The sequence below is a fragment of the Klebsiella pasteurii genome (assembly GCF_018139045.1).
Classification (GTDB): Bacteria; Pseudomonadota; Gammaproteobacteria; order Enterobacterales; family Enterobacteriaceae; genus Klebsiella; species Klebsiella grimontii.
In genome coordinates this window covers 3,510,703-3,530,850 of the sequence record NZ_CP073236.1, presented here as the reverse complement: position 1 = coordinate 3,530,850, position 20,148 = coordinate 3,510,703, and the positions used below count along the sequence as shown (strand labels likewise).

Here is a 20,148-nt window from a genome sequence, read left to right as displayed (position 1 = left end):
GCGGCCCTTACGGGGTCGTCTGGCGTTGCAGCATTCCACCGTTGGTGTTTGGCAGAGGCTGCTGCCGGTTCAGGTTGTCATTCTGCTGTACCCGCAGCCGGTCGTTATTCAACTGCGTCTGAAGATGCTGCTGCTGCGCGCGCGACTGGCTTTGAATACCCTGCTTAAGATTGTTTTGGTGCTGCATTTGCTGGGTTTGCATCTGATTTTGCATTCGCTGCTGGCTGGGCACCACGTACCCCGGCTGATTGGGGTTATTGTCGATATTGATTGGCTGCGCCAGAGCGCTCAGCGGCAGCAGCGCCGCCAGATATAACATAGCTTTCATTGTTCTCTCCTCCCTTTCATGGGATCTCTTAAGTTTACCCTCTTTCCGGCACAACAATGATTTTTTAAGACTTATCATCCAGGATTATGGGTAAATAAAAACATCATTCAGGAGTATGACAATGATAAAAACAACGCTCTGGCGTCAGGTGGTCATCGCTGCGTTGCTGGCGGGCGGCAGTTTTAGCGTCGCGGCAAATCCCGCTCCTCCGCCTGTGTCTTATGGTGTAGAGGAAGATGTTTTTCATCCGGTCCGCGCGCAGCAGGGGATGGTGGCCTCGGTGGACGCGCTGGCAACGAAGGTAGGCGTGGATATTCTGCGTCAGGGCGGCAACGCGGTGGATGCCGCCGTGGCGGTGGGCTACGCGCTGGCGGTCACCCATCCGCAGGCCGGTAATATCGGCGGCGGCGGCTTTATGATGCTGCGAACCAAAGATGGCAATACCACGGCGATCGACTTCCGCGAGATGGCGCCGGAACAGGCTACCCGGGATATGTTTCTCGACGATCAGGGCAACCCGGACAGTAAGAAATCGCTGACCTCGCATCTGGCTTCCGGTACCCCGGGCACCGTCGCCGGCTTCTCCCTTGCGCTGGAAAAATACGGCACGATGCCGCTCAACAAAGTGATTCGCCCGGCGATTAAGCTGGCCGAAGAGGGCTTCGCGGTCAACGATGCGCTGGCCGACGATCTGAAAACCTACGGTAGCGAAGTGATCCCCGACCATGCCAACAGCCGGGCTATCTTCTGGAAAAACGGCGAGCCCCTGAAAAAGGGCGATAAGCTGGTGCAAAAACAGCTGGGTAAAAGCCTGGAACTGATTGCCGAGCTGGGACCGGACGCGTTCTATAAAGGCGCGATTGCCGACCAGATTGCCGCTGAGATGAAGAATCACGGCGGGCTTATCACCAAAGCGGACCTGGCGAATTACAAAGCGGTCGAACGTACGCCGGTGAGCGGCGAGTATCGCGGCTATCAGGTGTTCTCGATGCCGCCGCCTTCATCCGGCGGCATTCATATCGTGCAGATCCTGAATATTCTGGAAAACTTCGATATACATAAGTATGGCTTCGGCAGCGCCGATGCCATGCAGGTGATGGCGGAAGCCGAAAAGCACGCCTATGCCGACCGCTCGGAATACCTTGGCGATCCGGACTTCGTCAAAGTGCCGTGGCAGGCGCTGACCAGCAAAGCGTACGCCAAATCAATTGCTGAACAGATTGATATCAATAAAGCGAAGCCGTCGAGCCAGATCCGCCCCGGCAAGCTGGCGCCGTATGAAAGCAACCAGACCACCCATTTCTCGGTGGTGGATAAAGACGGTAACGCCGTTGCGGTGACCTATACGCTGAATACGACCTTTGGCACCGGCATCGTGGCGGGGAACTCCGGCATTCTGCTGAATAATCAGATGGATGATTTCTCGGCTAAACCCGGCGTGCCGAACGTCTACGGGCTGGTGGGCGGTGACGCCAACGCCGTCGAGCCGAAAAAGCGTCCGCTGTCATCGATGTCGCCAACGATTGTGGTGAAAGATGGCAAAACCTGGCTGGTGACCGGTAGCCCTGGCGGCAGCCGCATTATCACTACCGTACTGCAGATGGTGGTGAATACCATCGATTTCGGAATGAACGTCGCGGAAGCCACCAACGCCCCGCGCTTCCATCATCAATGGTTGCCGGATGAACTGCGGGTGGAGAAGGGATTCAGCCCGGATACGCTGAAGCTGCTGGAGAGTAAAGGGCAGAAAGTGGCGGTGAAAGAGGCGATGGGCAGCACCCAGAGTATTATGGTTGGCCCGGACGGCACGCTGTACGGCGCATCCGATCCGCGTTCCCCGGATGATTTAACGGCAGGGTATTAGGTGTACCCTTACTCCGACCCTCTCCCTGCCGGGAGAGGGTTAGTTGAGCGTTATCCCTTCAGCCGCGCCATAAAGTAGGCATCGACATATTCGCCGTTGCGCAGGGCATACTTTCTCCCCGTCCCTTCAATTTCAAAGCCTAATTTCTGATACACCGCCACCGCGGGAGCGTTATCCACAAACACCGTCAACTCAATACGGTCAACGCGCAGCCAGTTGTCGCACATGTCGATCATGGTGCGAATCAGCTCACTGGCAACGCCGCGATTGTGCCATCGTGAATCCACGCAAATGCCGAAATCGGCGACGTGGCTCCGGCGCGGGCGCTGGATAACCTCAATGGCGAGGTGTCCCACGATCTGGTCACCTATGCTGGCGACCAGCTGTTTGACGCCCGGTCGGTCGGTTAGTCGCTCGTGCCACATATGGCTGGAAGGATGAGGAACCTGTAGCGTATTGTGATATACCTCCGGCTGAGCATGGATCTGACGGATTGCGTCGTAATCTTTGGCTTCGGCATGGCGTATCACGATGTCGCTCATTCTTCATTTTCCTTTTTAGGTTAAGTGTCCCTTTAAAGATCACTGACTTTAAAAAAGGGATCAACGCCTATTTTTTGCAAAAAGGAGTAGACAAGTGCGAATGAGAATGATTATTATTGCTCTGCATTCAGGGAGACCCTTGCGGAAAGCCTGAAAGCACGACATTGCTCACATTGCTTCCAGTATTACTTTAGCCAGCCGGGTGCTGGCTTTTTTTTTGCTTTTTTCCGCCGCACCCGGATGGCTGCTACTGCGCCTCAACCTTATCTTTGGTTTCAATAGCGGTATCGGCGATAAACCCTACGACGTTGCTCTTTTCTGCCGCCGGCAGCAGCTCTGCCTGGCCGGAAAAAACGCCGCCCTTTTTGATGGCCAGCGTGCGGTAGGCCAACGTGCCGGTCACGTTGCCATTCTTATCGATTTCAATCGTTTCGCTGCGGCACTGGCCGATGACGCAGCCGTCAATAATCAGCTCGCAGCAGGTGATATTCCCCTCTACCAGACCGCCGGTCATGATCTTTATTTGGCTCTCTCGCGCGTCGATATTGCCGCTTACGGTGCCGTAAATATCGACGTCTCCCTCGGCGATAATGTTTCCGTCAAAGCGGATACCGCCGGCGATAACCGTGGTGGCCGGTTTTCGGGCCATGGCGGAGGGAGATTCACCGTTGAGTACCGCCGTATTCACCGCCGGCGGCGTAGATTCAATGATTTTGTTCTTTTTAAACATATGGTTAATCCGCTGATATTGAAAATGAAAAACGAAGGAGGATAAGGCGAAAGAGCCCGATAGCCAGGCCAGATACGTGGATTCGAAGCACCAGGCCATCAGGCCAAGCAGCCAAAAGAGAAGGGCGCTATTTAAGGCGATATATTTGCTTTCCATGCGAACGAGATGGCTACTCCTTTAGTCATCGTATTTTGGGAAACGGTGAGCGCGCTGGATAAAAAACGTTCTTTTCCCGAGGGGTCCTCTTATCCAGAATTTAGCCAGCAGGGTCAATAAATTTGAGCGCTAAATTTAACATTTAAGAATTTGGCACACTCATTGAAGGGGTTAAGTTTGCAGCCAGCTTGCGCTATGGTTAACAGCAGAGACCTTAAATAAGGATAGCGTTATGACTTTGCACTGCGCATTTATTGGATTCGGCAAAAGCACCACCCGCTACCATCTTCCCTATGTCCTGCACCGAAAAGAACGCTGGCATGTGGCGCATATCTACCGCCGCAGCGCAAAGCCGGAGGAACAGGCTCCGCAGTATTCGCACATCCACTTCACCAGCGACCTCGAGGAAGTGCTTAACGACCCGCAGGTCAAACTGGTGATTGTCTGCACCCACGCGGACAGCCATTTTTCCTATGCGAAACGGGCGCTGGAGGCGGGCAAAAATGTGCTGGTCGAAAAGCCCTTTACCCCGACGCTTGAGGAGGCAAAAACGCTATTCGCCCTGGCGAAAAGCAAGGGACTGACGGTTACGCCGTACCAAAATCGTCGCTTCGACTCCTGCTTCCTGACCACGAAGAAGGTGATTGAGAGCGGAAAACTTGGCGAGATCGTCGAGATTGAAAACCATTTCGACAACTATCGTCCGGTAGATGGAGGAAAACCCGGGCTGCCTCAGGACGGCACATTCTACGGCCTGGGCGTCCATACCCTGGACCAAATTATCTCCCTGTTCGGTCGCCCGGACCATGTCTCTTATGACATCCGTAGCCTGCGCAATAAGGCCAACCCGGACGATACCTTTGAGGCCCAGCTGTTCTACGGCAACCTGAAGGCGATCGTCAAAACCAGCCATCTGGTGAAGCTGCCCTACCCAAAATTCATCGTCCATGGTCATAAAGGTTCGTTTATTAAATACGGTATCGACCAGCAGGAGACCAGCCTGAAGGCCAATGTTATGCCGGGCGAGCCGGGATTCGGCGCGGATGAGACGGTTGGTCTGCTGGAGTACGTCAATGAGGCGGGGGAAACCGTACGGGAAGAGATCCCGCTTGAAACCGGCGACTATGGGCGAGTCTATGATTCGCTGTATGAAACCCTCATTAACGGTCAGCCAAATTTCGTCAAGGAATCTGAAGTTCTCACAAACCTGGAGATCCTCGAACGCGGCTTTGAACAGCCATCACCTGCCACGATTACCCTTACCCGATAAGCCATCATGGCTCCTCTGTACTCGTTCATATTTTTTGAACAGAGGAGTCAATTTTCACCCTCTATGATCGTTTGGCGATTGGGTCCACACTGAGTCCATCGAAAACATACGGGGGTGCAACATGATCTACTTACGTAAAGCTAACGAACGCGGCCACGCTAACCACGGCTGGCTGGATTCCTGGCATACTTTCTCTTTCGCTAACTATTACGACCCTAACTTTATGGGCTTCTCGGCGCTGCGGGTGATCAATGACGACGTGATTGATGCCGGCCAGGGCTTCGGTACCCATCCGCACAAGGACATGGAAATCCTGACCTACGTGCTGGAAGGGGCCGTTGAGCACCAGGACAGCATGGGGAATAAAGAGCAGGTTCCGGCGGGCGAGTTCCAGATCATGAGCGCGGGTACCGGAGTTCGTCACTCTGAGTACAACCCAAGCGCCACGGAAAAACTGCATCTGTACCAGATCTGGATTATGCCGGAAAAAAATGGCATCACGCCGCGCTACGAACAGCGCCGCTTTGACGCCGCGCAGGGCAAACAGCTGGTACTGTCGCCGGATGCCCGTGAAGGTTCGCTGAAGGTGTACCAGGATATGGAGCTGTACCGCTGGGCGCTGCTGAAAGATGAGCAGTCGGTGCACCAGATTGCCGCTGAACGTCGGGTGTGGATCCAGGTGGTGAAAGGTGAAGTCACCATCAACGGAACGAAAGCTACCACCAGCGATGGCCTGGCGATTTGGGACGAGCAGGCGATTTCCGTACACGCCGACAGCGATAGCGAAATTCTGCTGTTCGATCTGCCGCCCGTCTGATCGTTCTCCGATCGGGTCTAAATAAATTGCGCAACCTTCCCGGATGTTAGGGAAGGTTGCGCTTTGTCCGTGATAAACTGGGGAAATGTTTCCCCGTTGATCGCAGTCAGGACGATGAAAAAGAAAAGACCCGTACTTCAGGATGTAGCCGATCTTGTCGGCGTGACCAAAATGACGGTCAGTCGCTATTTACGTAACCCGGAACAGGTTTCCGAAGCGCTGCGTGGCAAGATAGCCGTTGCTCTCGATGAACTGGGTTATATTCCTAATCGCGCCCCTGACATCCTCTCTAATGCCACCAGCCGCGCCATTGGCGTGCTGTTGCCCTCGTTAACCAACCAGGTTTTCTCAGAAGTGCTGCGCGGTATTGAAAGCGTGACCGACTCTTTCGGTTACCAGACGATGCTGGCGCACTACGGCTATAAGCCGGAAATGGAAGAAAAACGTCTGGAATCCATGCTTTCCTGGAACATTGACGGTCTAATCCTCACCGAACGAACCCACACGCCGCGCACCCTGAAGATGATCGAAGTCGCGGGGATCCCGGTCGTGGAGCTGATGGACAGCCAGTCGCCGTGTCTCGATATCGCCGTCGGCTTTGATAACTTTGAAGCGGCCCGGCAGATGACTGCGGCGATTATCAATCATGGCCACCGTCACGTTGCCTATCTTGGCGCACGTCTTGATGAACGTACTATCATCAAACAGAAGGGGTACGAGCAGGCGATGCTTGATGCCGGGATGACGCCCTACAGCGTGATGGTTGAGCAGTCTTCTTCTTATTCTTCGGGGATTGAGCTGATGCGCCAGGCGCGTCGTGAATATCCGCAGCTTGACGGCATATTCTGTACCAACGATGACCTTGCGGTCGGCGCGGCGTTTGAGTGCCAGCGTCTGGGGCTGAAAATCCCTGACGATATGGCGATTGCCGGTTTCCACGGCCACGATATCGGCCAGGTGATGGAGCCGCGTCTGGCCAGCGTGCTGACGCCGCGTGAGCGGATGGGGCGGATTGGCGCAGAGCGTTTGCTGGCGCGTATTCGCGGTGAAGCGGTGACGCCTAAGATGTTAGATTTAGGTTTCACATTGTCACCGGGCGGATCTATTTAAACTGACAAATTTGAAGTAGATCACACATATTCACATCTGGCACGAATGGTTATTGCTTCTCCACAACTCCGGCATGACAATGTTACCGATAACAGTTACCCGTAACAATTAACCTGTACGCCAGTGTTCCACGCCGTTAAACGCTGCCAGGCTGCGCGTATGTGTCCAGTGGGAGGAAGCTTTGAGCACGACTAACCATGATCACCACATCTATGTCCTGATGGGCGTTTCCGGCAGCGGCAAATCCGCTGTCGCCAGCGAAGTGGCGCATCAACTGCACGCCGCGTTTCTCGACGGTGACTTTCTGCATCCGCGCAGCAACATCAACAAGATGGCTTCCGGCGAACCGTTAAATGACGATGACCGCACCCCATGGCTGCAGGCGCTGAATGATGCCGCGTTTGCCATGCAGCGTACCAATAAAGTGTCGCTGATTGTCTGCTCCGCGCTGAAAAAGAGCTATCGCGACATCCTGCGTAAAGGCAACCCGAACCTCTCTTTTATCTATCTTAAAGGCGATTTCGAAGTTATCGAACAACGTTTGAAGGCGCGTAAAGGCCATTTCTTTAAAACCCAGATGTTGGTTACGCAGTTTGAAACGCTGCAAGAGCCGGGCACGGATGAAAACGATGTTTTAATCGTCGATATCGACCAGTCATTGGAAGGCGTGGTCGCCAGCACCATTGAGGTGATCAACAAAGGCAGTAAATAGTGAGTACATTAACGCTTGTTTTAACAGCAGTCGGCTCCGTTTTGCTGCTGCTGTTTTTAGTGATGAAGGCGCGTATGCATGCCTTCGTGGCTTTGATGGTGGTTTCTATTGGAGCAGGGCTTTTTTCCGGCATGCCGTTGGACAAGATCGCGGCGACAATGGAAAAAGGCATGGGCGGCACGCTGGGCTTTCTGGCTATCGTCGTCGCGCTAGGGGCAATGTTCGGGAAGATCCTGCATGAAACCGGCGCGGTCGACCAGATTGCCGTCAAAATGTTGAAATCTTTCGGCCATAGTCGCGCCCACTATGCAATAGGCCTGGCCGGCCTTATCTGCGCGCTGCCGCTGTTTTTCGAAGTGGCGATCGTGCTGCTGATCAGCGTGGCGTTCTCGATGGCGCGTCATACCGGTACCAACCTTGTGAAGCTGGTGATCCCGCTGTTTGCCGGGGTGGCCGCCGCCGCGGCGTTCCTGCTGCCGGGGCCTGCGCCGATGCTGCTGGCATCACAGATGCACGCCGACTTTGGCTGGATGATCCTGATTGGCCTGTGCGCCGCGATCCCGGGGATGATTATTGCCGGGCCGCTGTGGGGTAACTTTATCAGCCGCTACGTTGAGCTGCATACGCCTGACGATATCAGCGAGCCGCACCTCGGCGAAGGCAAAATGCCGTCCTTCGGCTTCAGTCTGGCCTTAATTCTGCTGCCGCTGGTGCTGGTTGGCCTGAAAACCATCGCTGCGCGTTTTGTGCCGGAAGGCTCTACCGCCTACGAATGGTTTGAGTTTATCGGCCATCCGTTTACCGCAATTCTGGTTGCCTGCCTGGTGGCGATCTATGGCCTGGCGGTACGTCAGGGGATGGCCAAAGATCGGGTGATGGAGATTTGCGGTCATGCGCTTCAGCCAGCGGGCATTATTCTGCTGGTGATCGGCGCGGGTGGCGTGTTCAAACAGGTGCTGGTCGACTCCGGCGTGGGGCCGGCGCTCGGCGAAGCGCTGACCGGGATGGGCCTGCCGATTGCGATCACTTGCTTTGTGCTGGCGGCGGCGGTACGTATTATTCAGGGCTCCGCGACTGTGGCCTGCCTGACGGCCGTCGGTCTGGTCATGCCGGTTATTGAACAGCTGCACTACAGCGGCGCGCAGATGGCGGCGCTCTCCATCTGCATCGCCGGCGGCTCTATCGTCGTCAGCCACGTTAACGACGCGGGCTTCTGGCTGTTCGGTAAGTTTACCGGCGCGACCGAAGCGCAAACGCTGAAGACCTGGACGATGATGGAAACTATCCTCGGCACCGTCGGGGCGATAGTCGGTATGATTGCGTTTACGCTGTTGAGTTAACCGACAAAGTGAAACACCCGGCGGAGCGAGGCGATGCCGGGTTAATTTCCCCGCTCTACTTATATCGAAAACCCTTAGCTTTACCCCTCTTCCGATCTGCCACTACCAGAAATACGACAAACATCATATGGCTCATAAACCCATGCCACGCCTGGATTTAACCGGTTTGGTCAGCGAGAATAAAACAACCGAATTTCTGCTGTAATCCATAACCCGGATCAATAAAATAGCGGCGGAAAATATTCCCTTCACAATGTAAATTCCCTGATAATTATTCGGGTATTCCGGGGTGCCAGTGACGGCGGCCATCAGGCAAAATTAGCTGCGTTACTGATTGCCTCGCAATCATTGATTAATTTCACTTGCGACTTTAGCTGCATTTTGTAATGTGAAGGACTAACCAGTAGGAAACTGGCCTGGAACAAACAGCACACACCTCGCAGGAATACGTTATGAAAAATGTTGGTTTTATCGGCTGGCGCGGAATGGTCGGCTCTGTCCTCATGCAACGCATGGTTGAAGAGCGAGATTTTGACGCCATTCGCCCTGTTTTTTTCTCCACCTCTCAGCTGGGGCAGCCTGCTCCATCTTTTGGTGGCAGTACCGGTGGCACGCTTCAGGATGCGTTTGATCTGGAAGCGCTGAAGGCGCTGGACATTATTGTCACGTGTCAGGGCGGCGATTACACCAACGATATTTACCCGAAGCTGCGTGAAAGCGGCTGGCAGGGCTACTGGATTGACGCGGCCTCTTCGCTGCGCATGAAGGACGACGCCATTATCATTCTTGACCCGGTGAACCAGGACGTCATTACCGCAGGTCTGAACAACGGCGTGAAAACCTTTGTTGGCGGCAACTGTACCGTTAGCTTGATGCTGATGTCTCTCGGCGGCCTGTTTGCTCAGGATCTGGTCGAGTGGGTGAGCGTGGCGACTTATCAGGCGGCTTCCGGCGGCGGCGCGCGTCATATGCGCGAGCTGCTGACCCAGATGGGCCAACTGCACAGCCACGTTGCGGCTGAGCTGGCGGATCCGGCCTCCGCGATCCTGGAGATTGAACGCAAGGTCACCTCTTTGACCCGCAGCGGCGAACTGGCGGTGGACAACTTTGGCGTTCCTCTGGCGGGCAGCCTGATCCCATGGATCGACAAGCAGTTGGATAACGGCCAGAGCCGTGAAGAGTGGAAAGGCCAGGCGGAGACCAACAAAATTCTCGCGACCGCCTCACCGATTCCGGTAGATGGCTTGTGCGTTCGCGTTGGCGCGCTGCGCTGCCATAGCCAGGCGTTCACTATCAAGCTGAAAAAAGATGTTTCTATTCCGACCGTTGAGGAACTGCTGGCCGCGCACAACCCGTGGGCCAAAGTGGTGCCGAACGATCGTGATATCACTATGCGTGAGCTGACCCCGGCTGCCGTCACCGGCACCCTGACCACCCCGGTGGGCCGCCTGCGTAAACTGAACATGGGGCCGGAGTATCTGTCGGCTTTCACCGTGGGCGACCAGCTGCTGTGGGGGGCCGCCGAGCCGCTCCGCCGCATGCTAAGACAGCTGGCGTAGCCGTCACAAGATGGGAAAAGGGGTGTTGAAACACCCCTTTTTTTTGCGTAATACAAGGAGTAAACGCGAATGTTAGATTTTTCCCAACGGAGGTAACTCAGCCTTGGCTATGCTTTAAGTAAGGAGTCACGCTGTCTCCTTACCTGAAGGTGGGACGGAGCAGGGGGACGCATAACGTGCTGCGCCGTTCAGGTCAAAAAAAAGTCGCCGGATACAGGAAAGGGCGACACCTACAACAGGATGAAACCATGTCTAATCGTATTGATAAGGACGTGATTAATGCGCTTATCGCCGGCCATTTTGCGGATCCTTTTTCCGTGCTTGGCATGCATTACGCCGACGCCGGGCTGGAAGTTCGTGCATTATTACCCGATGCCACCGATGTGTGGGTCATTGAACCAAAAACCGGACGCAAAGTCGGCAAGCTAGAATGCCTCGACTCGCGCGGTTTCTTCTGCGGCGTTCTGCCGCGCCGCAAAAATCCTTTTCGCTATCAGCTGGCCGTCACCTGGCACGGGCAGCAGAACCTGATTGATGACCCGTATCGTTTTGGTCCGCTGTTGCAGGATCTCGATGTCTGGCTACTGTCGGAAGGCACGCATCTGCGTCCTTATGAAACGCTGGGCGCGCATGCCGACACCATGGACGGGGTGGTCGGCACGCGCTTCTCGGTCTGGGCGCCTAACGCCCGCCGGGTATCGGTTGTCGGCCAGTTTAACTACTGGGACGGCCGCCGTCATCCGATGCGCCTGCGCAAAGAGTCCGGCATCTGGGAGCTATTTGTTCCCGGCGCGCTGAACGGTCAGCTGTATAAATTCGAGCTTATCGATGCCCATGGCAATCTGCGGGTGAAATCTGACCCTTACGCTTTTGAAGCGCAAATGCGCCCGGAGAGCGCCTCGCTTATCTGCGGGCTGCCGGAAAAGGTCGAGCAGCCGCCGGAGCGCAAGCAGGCGAATCAGTTTGATGCGCCGATATCGATTTATGAAGTACACCTCGGCTCCTGGCGCCGCCACACCGATAATAACTTCTGGTTAAGCTACCGCGAGCTTGCCGACCAGCTGGTCCCGTATGCCAAATGGATGGGCTTTACCCACCTCGAACTGTTGCCGGTTAACGAGCATCCGTTTGACGGCAGCTGGGGCTATCAGCCGACCGGGCTGTACGCGCCCACCCGTCGCTTCGGCACCCGGGAGGATTTTCGCTACTTTATCAACGCCGCGCACGCCGCGGGGCTTAACGTTATTCTGGACTGGGTGCCCGGTCATTTCCCTGCGGATGATTTTGCTCTCGCTTCGTTTGACGGTACCTCGCTGTATGAACACAGCGACCCGCGCGAAGGCTATCACCAGGACTGGAATACCCTGATCTACAACTATGGCCGCCGCGAGGTCAGCAACTACCTGGTTGGTAATGCGCTGTACTGGATCGAGCGCTTTGGCATTGACGCGCTGCGGGTCGATGCGGTGGCGTCGATGATTTATCGCGACTACAGCCGCAAACAGGGCGAGTGGGTACCGAACGAGTTCGGCGGTCGGGAAAACCTGGAGGCGATTGAGTTTCTGCGTAATACCAACCGCGTGCTGGGCGAACAGACGCCGGGCGCGGTGACGATGGCGGAAGAGTCGACTGATTTTCCCGGCGTTTCTCGTCCTTCCTCAACCGGCGGGCTGGGTTTCTGGTTTAAATGGAACCTCGGCTGGATGCACGACACCCTCGACTATATGAAGCTGGACCCGGTGCATCGTCGACATCATCACGACAAGATGACCTTCGGCATGCTCTACAACTACACCGAAAACTTTGTCCTGCCGCTCTCTCATGATGAAGTGGTACACGGCAAAAAATCGATTCTCGACCGCATGCCGGGCGACGCATGGCAGAAGTTCGCCAACCTGCGCGCCTACTACGGCTGGCTGTTTGCCTTCCCGGGTAAAAAGCTGCTGTTTATGGGCAATGAGTTTGCTCAGGGGCGTGAGTGGAACCACGATGCGAGCCTCGACTGGCATCTGCTGGAGGGCGGCGACAACTGGCACCACGGCGTCCAGCGGCTAGTCCGCGACCTCAATCATACCTATCGTCACCACAAAGCGCTGCATGAGCTGGATTTCGACCCTTATGGCTTTGAATGGCTGGTGGTGGACGATCATGAGCGCTCAGTGTTTATCTTTGTTCGTCGCGACAAGGCGGGCAATGAAATCATCGTCGCCAGCAACTTCACTCCGGTGCCGCGTCATGAGTACCGATTTGGCATCAACCAGCCCGGCCGCTGGCGTGAAGAGCTGAACACCGACTCCATGCATTACCACGGCAGCAATACCGGCAACGGCGGGGTCGTTGAAAGCGAAGCGATCGCCAGCCACGGTCGTGAACACTCCCTCTCCATTACCCTGCCGCCGCTGGCGACGGTGTGGCTGGTGCGGGAGGCGCAATGATCGCACTCACGGCAGGAAAGCCCGCGCCTTTAGGGGCCAGCTACGACGGTAAAGGCGTGAATTTCGCGCTCTTTTCCGCCCATGCGGAGCGGGTGGAACTCTGCGTGTTTGACGACCAGGGCAATGAGCGGCGCGTCGACATGCCCGCGCGCAGCGGCGATATCTGGCACGGCTGGCTCGCCGATGCCGGGCCTGGCTTACGCTACGGCTATCGCGTCCACGGGCCCTGGGACCCGGCGCAGGGACACCGCTTCAATCCGGCCAAACTGCTGCTCGACCCCTGCTGCCATAACGTGGAGGGCGGGCTGCCTGACGATGAGCGTCTACACGGCGGCGACTTCGCTCCCGACAACCGCGACAGCGCAGCGATAGCGCCGAAGTCGCGGGTGATCGACCTGCATTACGATTGGCGCGGCGATAAGCCGCCGCGCACGCCGTGGGGCCAGACGGTGATTTATGAAGCCCACGTCAAGGGGCTGACGTATCTGCACCCCGATCTGCCGGAGAGTATCCGCGGCACCTATAAAGCGCTCGGTCACCCGGTGATGATCGATTACTTCCGCACGCTTGGCATTACTGCACTAGAGTTAATGCCGGTGGCGCAGTTCGCCAGCGAACCGCGCCTTCAGCGGATGGGGTTAAGCAACTACTGGGGCTACAACCCGCTGGCGATTTTCGCCCTCGATACCCGCTACGCCAGCGTGACGGAACAGGCGTTAAATGAGTTTCGCGATGCGGTTAAAGCGCTGCATGCAGCGGGCATTGAAGTGATCCTTGACGTGGTGCTCAACCATAGCGCGGAGATAGACCTGGAAGGGCCGACCTTCTCGCTGCGCGGAATCGATAACCGTAGCTATTATTGGATCAGGGAAGACGGTGATTACCACAACTGGACCGGCTGCGGGAACACCATCAACCTCAGCCACCCCGGCGTGGTGGAGTATGCCCGCCAGTGCCTGCGCTTTTGGGTCGATGAGTGTCACGTCGACGGCTTTCGTTTCGACCTGGCTTCGGTGATGGGGCGGACGCCGGCGTTTCGTCAGGATGCGCCGCTGTTTGAGGCCATCCGTAACGATCCGCATCTTGCGGAGGTGAAGCTGATCGCGGAACCCTGGGATATCGGTCCCGGCGGCTACCAGGTGGGGAACTTTCCGCCGCTGTTCGCCGAGTGGAACGACCATTTTCGCGATACCGCGCGTCGTTTTTGGCTGCAGCAGAACGTCTCGCTGGGCGACTTCGCTCAGCGCTTTGCCGCTTCCAGCGACGTCTTTCAGCGTCATGGACGAGCGCCTGCGGCGGCGGTGAATCTGGTCACCGCCCATGATGGTTTTACCCTGCGCGACTGCGTTTGTTTCAATCAGAAACATAATGAAGCGAACGGGGAGGAGAATCGCGATGGGACTAACAATAACTACAGCAACAATCATGGTATAGAAGGATTAGAAGGGAGTCTTGCCGTGATTGAACGGCGTCGTGCCAGCGTTCACGCTCTCCTTGCGACGCTGCTGCTGGCGCAGGGAACGCCGATGCTGCTGGCGGGTGACGAACACGGTCACAGCCAGCATGGCAACAATAATGCTTACTGTCAGGACAATGCGTTGACCTGGCTGGACTGGAACCATACTAACCGCGGGCTGACCGCGTTCACCGCCGCGCTAATTCATCTGCGCCAGCGTATTCCGGCTTTAACCGAGAATCGCTGGTGGCAGGAGGGAGACGGCCGCGTTCGCTGGTTAAACCAACATGCGCAGCCGCTGTCCGCCGATGAATGGCAGCACGGTGCGCCGCGTATGCAGATCATATTGTCCGATCGCTGGCTGATGGCGCTCAACGCCACCGCCGAGGTGGCGGAGATGGTTTTACCTGCGGGGGAATGGCGCGCCATTCCACCTTTCGCCGGAGAGGATAATCCGGTCACTATGGCTGTCTGGCATGGGCCCGCGCACGGAGTGTGCGTATTTCAAAGGTCGTAACCTCGGGGCTTCCGGTTGGTCTCGAAGCGGCGGCGCGGCGAGAAGGGCAGGCAAGCTGGGGAGTAAAAAAGGAGTTAATTATGGTTGGGGTAGAAAAGAACGATCCGTTGATGCTGGCGCGTCAGTTGCCGATCAAATCCGTTGCGCTGATCCTTGCTGGGGGACGTGGTACCCGTCTGAAGGATCTGACCAATAAACGCGCGAAACCTGCTGTCCATTTCGGCGGCAAGTTCCGCATTATCGATTTTGCGTTATCTAACTGTATTAACTCAGGCATTCGCCGTATCGGCGTCATCACCCAGTATCAATCGCATACTCTGGTGCAGCATATCCAGCGCGGCTGGTCGTTCTTCAATGAAGAGATGAACGAGTTTGTTGACCTGCTGCCCGCTCAGCAAAGGATGCAGGGGGAAAACTGGTATCGCGGCACGGCGGACGCGGTGACGCAGAACCTCGACATCATTCGTCGCTACAAGGCGGAGTACGTCGTTATCCTCGCGGGCGACCATATTTACAAACAAGACTACTCGCGGATGCTTATCGATCACGTCGAAAAAGGCGCGCGTTGCACCGTCGCCTGTATGCCGGTGCCTATTGAAGAAGCACGGGCGTTCGGGGTGATGGCGGTGGACGAGAGCGATAAGATTATCGATTTCGTCGAAAAGCCGGCTAACCCTCCGGCGATGCCGGGCGATGCCAGCAAATCGTTGGCGAGTATGGGTATCTATGTCTTTGATGCGGATTACCTTTATGAGCTGCTGGAAGACGACGATAACGACGAAAGCTCCAGCCACGATTTTGGTAAAGACATCATCCCGAAAATCACCAAAGCTGGCATGGCTTATGCACATCCTTTCCCACTCTCCTGCGTGCAGTCCGATCCGCAGTCTGAACCCTACTGGCGCGATGTGGGGACCCTGGAAGCTTACTGGAAAGCCAACCTCGATCTGGCTTCGGTGACTCCAGAGCTGGATATGTACGATCAGAACTGGCCGATTCGCACCCATATGGAGCCTTTGCCACCGGCAAAATTCGTTCAGGACCGCTCGGGTAGCCACGGGATGACCCTGAACTCGCTGGTCTCCGGGGGCTGTATTATCTCTGGTTCGGTGGTCGTGCAGTCGGTGCTGTTCCCGCGCGTGCGGGTGAATTCATTCTGTAACATTGATTCGGCAGTTTTGTTGCCAGAGGTTTGGGTTGGCCGTTCGTGCCGCCTGCGTCGCTGCATTATTGACCGCGCTTGCGTGATCCCGGAAGGTATGGTTGTTGGGGAGAACGCGGAAGAAGATGCACGCCGTTTCTACCGCTCGGAGGAAGGTATCGTGCTGGTCACCCGCGACATGCTGCGGAAATTGGGGTACCCACAGGAGCGCTAATGCAGGTATTACATGTATGTTCAGAGATGTTCCCGCTGTTAAAAACCGGTGGACTGGCGGATGTGATCGGCGCGCTGCCTGCAGCGCAAATCGCAGGAGGCGTCGACACTCGCGTGCTGCTGCCGGCGTTTCCCGATCTCCGTCGCGGCATAACGGATGCGCAGGTGGTGACGCGCCGGGAGACCTTTGCCGGGCGCATCACCCTGCTGTTCGGGCACTTTAACGGCGTGGGCATCTATTTGATTGATGCCCCGCATCTCTACGATCGGCCAGGGAGCCCTTACCACGATACCAATCAGCACGCTTACACCGACAACGTGCTGCGCTTTGCGCTACTGGGATGGGTAGGCAGCGAGATGGCCTGCGGCCTGGATCCTTTCTGGCGCCCTGATGTTGTTCACGCCCACGACTGGCATGCGGGCCTGACGCCGGCCTATCTGGCGGCGCGCGGTCACCCAGCTAAGTCGGTCTTTACGGTGCATAACCTGGCCTACCAGGGGATGTTCTACTCGTGGCATATGAACGACATTGAACTGCCGTGGTCGTTTTACAACGTTCATGGACTGGAATTTAACGGCCAGATCTCCTTCCTGAAGGCCGGCCTCTATTACGCCGACCACATTACGGCGGTCAGTCCAACCTATGCCCGTGAAATCACCGAGCCGCAGTTCGCTTATGGGATGGAAGGGCTGCTGCGTCAGCGTCAGCACGAGGGCCGCCTCTCCGGGATCCTCAACGGGGTGGATGACCATATCTGGAATCCGGAAAGCGACCTGCTGCTGGCCGCGCGCTATGACCGCGATAGGCTGGAAGAAAAAGCGGAGAATAAACGCCAGTTGCAAATCGCCATGGGCCTGAAGGTGGATGACAAAGCGCCGCTGTTTGCCGTTGTCAGCCGTCTGACCAGCCAGAAAGGGCTGGACCTGGTGCTTGAAGCGCTGCCGGGCCTGCTTGAACAGGGCGGCCAGCTGGCGCTGCTGGGGGCGGGCGATCCGGTGCTGCAGGAGGGATTCCTTGCCGCCGCGGCCGAACATCCGGGTAAAGTCGGCGTACAGATTGGTTACCATGAAGCCTTCTCGCACCGCATTATGGGCGGCGCCGATGTGATTCTGGTGCCGAGCCGTTTTGAACCGTGCGGCTTAACCCAGCTGTACGGACTGAAGTATGGCACGCTACCGCTGGTGCGGCGTACCGGCGGCCTGGCGGATACCGTTTCCGACTGCTCGCTGGAGAACCTCGCCGATGGTCTGGCTACCGGCTTTGTTTTTGAAGACAGCAACGCCTTGTCGCTGCTGCGGGCGATTCGACGCACGTTTGTTCTGTGGTCGCGCCCATCGCTCTGGCGCTACGTCCAGCGTCAGGCGATGAATATGGATTTTAGCTGGCAGGTTGCCGCGAATTCTTACCGCGAACTTTATCAACGCTTGCTGTAACCAGGAGCCAAAGCTATGAATGTACCTTTTAGCTACTCATCACCCACCCTGAGCGTTGAGGCGTTAAAGCACTCTATTGCTTATAAGCTGATGTTTATCATCGGCAAAGATCCGGCTATCGCTAACAAGCATGAATGGCTCAACGCCACGCTGTTCGCCGTTCGCGATCGCATGGTTGAGCGCTGGCTGCGCTCAAACCGTGCGCAGCTTTCTCAGGAAGTTCGCCAGGTTTACTACCTGTCGATGGAATTTTTGATTGGCCGTACGTTGTCCAACGCGCTGTTATCGCTCGGCATTTATGAAGATGTGAACAGCGCGCTGGAAGAGATGGGGCTGAACCTTGAAGAATTAATTGATGAAGAAAACGACCCGGGCTTAGGTAACGGCGGTCTTGGTCGTCTGGCGGCCTGCTTCCTCGATTCGCTTGCGGCGCTGGGGTTACCGGGCCGCGGCTACGGTATCCGCTACGACTACGGGATGTTTAAGCAGAATATCGTCGATGGGCGGCAGAAAGAATCCCCGGATTACTGGCTGGAGTACGGCAACCCGTGGGAGTTCGAGCGCCATAATACGCGTTACAAAGTGCGCTTCGGCGGCCGTATTCAGCAGGAAGGTAAATACTCCCGCTGGGTGGAGACCGAAGAGATTATTGCAGAAGCCTATGACCAGATTATCCCTGGCTTCGACACCGACGCTACCAACACGCTGCGCCTGTGGAGCGCCCAGGCCAGCAGCGAGATCAACCTCGGTAAATTCAACCAGGGCGACTACTTCGCGGCGGTGGAGGATAAAAACCATTCCGAGAACGTGTCGCGGGTGCTCTATCCGGATGACTCGACCTATTCAGGACGCGAGCTGCGCCTGCGGCAGGAGTACTTCCTCGTATCGGCGACGGTGCAGGACATCCTCAGCCGCCACTACCAGCTGCATAAAACCTACGCCAACCTGGCAGACAAAATCGCGATTCATCTCAACGACACGCATCCGGTGCTGTCGATTCCGGAGCTGATGCGCCTGCTGATTGACGAGCATAAGTTCAGCTGGGATGAGGCGTTCGAGGTGACCTGCCAGGTCTTCTCCTATACCAACCATACCCTGATGAGCGAAGCGCTGGAGACCTGGCCTGTCGAGATGCTGGGTAAAATCCTGCCGCGTCATTTGCAGATTATCTTCGAGATCAACGACTATTTCCTGAAGACCCTGCAGGAGCAGTACCCCAACGATACGGCGATGCTGGGCCGGACGTCGATTATCGACGAGTCCAACGGTCGTCGCGTACGTATGGCGTGGCTGGCGGTGGTGGTGAGCCATAAGGTCAACGGCGTGTCGGAGCTGCACTCCCGGCTGATGGTCGAGTCGCTGTTTGCCGAATTTGCCAAAATCTTCCCGATGCGCTTTACCAACGTCACGAACGGCGTGACGCCGCGCCGCTGGCTGGCGCTGGCGAATCCGCCGCTATCAAAAGTACTGGATGAAAATATCGGCCATAACTGGCGCACGGATTTGAGCCAGTTGAAGGAGCTGGAGCAGCATATTGACTATCCGAAAGTCAACCAGGCGGTGCGCCAGGCTAAGCTGGAAAACAAGCAGCGGCTGGCGAACTACATTGGTCAGCAGCTTAATGTGGTAGTGAATCCGAAGGCGCTGTTTGATGTGCAGATCAAGCGTATTCACGAGTACAAACGTCAGCTGATGAACGTGCTGCACGTGATTACTCGCTACAATCGCATTAAGGCCAACCCCGACGCCGAGTGGGTGCCGCGGGTGAATATCTTCGCCGGAAAGGCGGCTTCGGCTTACTACATGGCCAAACATATTATTCATTTAATTAACGACGTCGCGGCGGTGGTGAATAACGATCCGCAGATTGGCGATAAGCTGAAAGTGGTGTTTATCCCTAACTACAGCGTCAGCCTCGCGCAACTGATCATTCCGGCGGCGGATCTCTCCGAGCAGATTTCGCTGGCGGGAACGGAGGCCTCCGGGACCAGTAATATGAAGTTCGCGCTTAACGGCGCGTTAACCATCGGTACTCTGGACGGCGCTAACGTTGAGATGCAGGAGCACGTAGGGGCGGATAATTTCTTTATCTTCGGTAATACGGCGGAAGAGGTGGAGGCCCTGCGTGCCGACGGCTACAAACCGCGTGATTACTATGAGCAGGATGAAGAGCTGCACCAGGCGCTGACGCAGATCGGCACCGGCCTGTTCAGCCCATCGGAGCCGGGCCGCTATCGCGATCTGCTGGATTCGCTGATTAACTTTGGCGACCACTACCAGGTGCTGGCGGATTTTCGTAGCTACGTGGATTGTCAGGATAAGGTGGATGAGTTGTATCTTCACCCGGAAGAGTGGGCCAACAAAGCGATGCTCAATATCGCCAATATGGGCTACTTCTCTTCTGACCGCACGATCAAGGAGTATGCCGACCATATCTGGCATATCGATCCAGTACGTCTGTAGCGGGTTAGCCATAACAAAACGGGGCCACCAGGCCCCGTTG

At 56.3% G+C, this 20,148-nt stretch carries 15 protein-coding genes; 12 read left to right on the top strand and 3 right to left on the bottom strand.

Annotated elements, in window-relative coordinates; all coding sequences use genetic code 11:
• Positions 1 to 7: 7 nt before the first annotated feature.
• On the bottom strand, positions 8 to 328 hold the full coding sequence (locus KCG39_RS16675; RefSeq protein WP_123828699.1) for a DUF2756 family protein: 321 nt from the start codon (positions 326 to 328) through the stop codon (positions 8 to 10).
• A gap of 121 nt (positions 329 to 449) precedes the next feature.
• Here KCG39_RS16675 and ggt point away from each other — a divergent pair, with 121 nt between their 5' ends.
• A complete protein-coding gene (gene ggt / locus KCG39_RS16670; protein ID WP_087828639.1) occupies positions 450 to 2,192 on the top strand; it encodes a gamma-glutamyltransferase in 1,743 nt (580 codons plus the stop codon).
• 50 nt (positions 2,193 to 2,242) lie between these two features.
• Here the strand turns inward: ggt and yhhY are convergent, their stop codons facing one another.
• Positions 2,243 to 2,734, bottom strand: a complete 492-nt coding sequence (gene yhhY, locus KCG39_RS16665; protein WP_142468097.1) for an N-acetyltransferase — start codon at positions 2,732 to 2,734, stop codon at positions 2,243 to 2,245.
• A gap of 247 nt (positions 2,735 to 2,981) precedes the next feature.
• Positions 2,982 to 3,620 carry a bactofilin family protein gene (locus KCG39_RS16660; protein WP_142468098.1) on the bottom strand — a complete coding sequence of 213 codons (639 nt, stop codon included), beginning with the start codon at positions 3,618 to 3,620 and terminating at the stop codon, positions 2,982 to 2,984.
• Between the two features lie 232 nt (positions 3,621 to 3,852).
• Here KCG39_RS16660 and KCG39_RS16655 point away from each other — a divergent pair, with 232 nt between their 5' ends.
• The 11 genes from KCG39_RS16655 (at position 3,853) to glgP (ending at position 20,108) form a co-directional block, all read left to right on the top strand.
• Complete coding sequence (locus tag KCG39_RS16655; RefSeq protein ID WP_004126116.1) at positions 3,853 to 4,890, top strand: oxidoreductase; 1,038 nt, start codon at positions 3,853 to 3,855, stop codon at positions 4,888 to 4,890.
• Positions 4,891 to 5,011: 121 nt separating this feature from the next.
• A complete protein-coding gene (locus tag KCG39_RS16650) occupies positions 5,012 to 5,707 on the top strand; it encodes a pirin family protein (RefSeq protein ID WP_024359821.1) in 696 nt (231 codons plus the stop codon).
• A 114-nt stretch (positions 5,708 to 5,821) separates the two neighbouring features.
• Positions 5,822 to 6,817, top strand: a complete 996-nt coding sequence (gene gntR / locus KCG39_RS16645) for a gluconate operon transcriptional repressor GntR (RefSeq protein ID WP_004106498.1) — start codon at positions 5,822 to 5,824, stop codon at positions 6,815 to 6,817.
• Between the two features lie 181 nt (positions 6,818 to 6,998).
• Positions 6,999 to 7,529 carry a gluconokinase gene (gene gntK / locus KCG39_RS16640; protein WP_004126110.1) on the top strand — a complete coding sequence of 177 codons (531 nt, stop codon included), beginning with the start codon at positions 6,999 to 7,001 and terminating at the stop codon, positions 7,527 to 7,529.
• Complete coding sequence (gene gntU, locus KCG39_RS16635; protein WP_004126107.1) at positions 7,529 to 8,869, top strand: gluconate transporter; 1,341 nt, start codon at positions 7,529 to 7,531, stop codon at positions 8,867 to 8,869. The genes gntK and gntU overlap by 1 nt, the downstream gene beginning before the upstream one ends.
• A 452-nt stretch (positions 8,870 to 9,321) precedes the next feature.
• Positions 9,322 to 10,428, top strand: a complete 1,107-nt coding sequence (gene asd, locus KCG39_RS16630) for an aspartate-semialdehyde dehydrogenase (RefSeq protein ID WP_004106493.1) — start codon at positions 9,322 to 9,324, stop codon at positions 10,426 to 10,428.
• Positions 10,429 to 10,676: 248 nt separating this feature from the next.
• Positions 10,677 to 12,863, top strand: coding sequence for a 1,4-alpha-glucan branching enzyme (gene glgB, locus KCG39_RS16625; RefSeq protein WP_004126099.1), 2,187 nt, complete (start codon positions 10,677 to 10,679; stop codon positions 12,861 to 12,863).
• On the top strand, positions 12,860 to 14,836 hold the full coding sequence (glgX, locus tag KCG39_RS16620) for a glycogen debranching protein GlgX (protein ID WP_004126096.1): 1,977 nt from the start codon (positions 12,860 to 12,862) through the stop codon (positions 14,834 to 14,836). Before glgB ends, glgX begins: the two co-directional genes overlap by 4 nt.
• 80 nt (positions 14,837 to 14,916) lie before the next feature.
• On the top strand, positions 14,917 to 16,212 hold the full coding sequence (glgC, locus tag KCG39_RS16615) for a glucose-1-phosphate adenylyltransferase (RefSeq protein WP_004126094.1): 1,296 nt from the start codon (positions 14,917 to 14,919) through the stop codon (positions 16,210 to 16,212).
• Positions 16,212 to 17,645, top strand: a complete 1,434-nt coding sequence (glgA, locus tag KCG39_RS16610; protein WP_087828642.1) for a glycogen synthase GlgA — start codon at positions 16,212 to 16,214, stop codon at positions 17,643 to 17,645. The genes glgC and glgA overlap by 1 nt, the downstream gene beginning before the upstream one ends.
• Before the next feature lie 15 nt (positions 17,646 to 17,660).
• Positions 17,661 to 20,108, top strand: a complete 2,448-nt coding sequence (gene glgP, locus KCG39_RS16605) for a glycogen phosphorylase (protein ID WP_004126089.1) — start codon at positions 17,661 to 17,663, stop codon at positions 20,106 to 20,108.
• Positions 20,109 to 20,148: the final 40 nt, after the last annotated feature.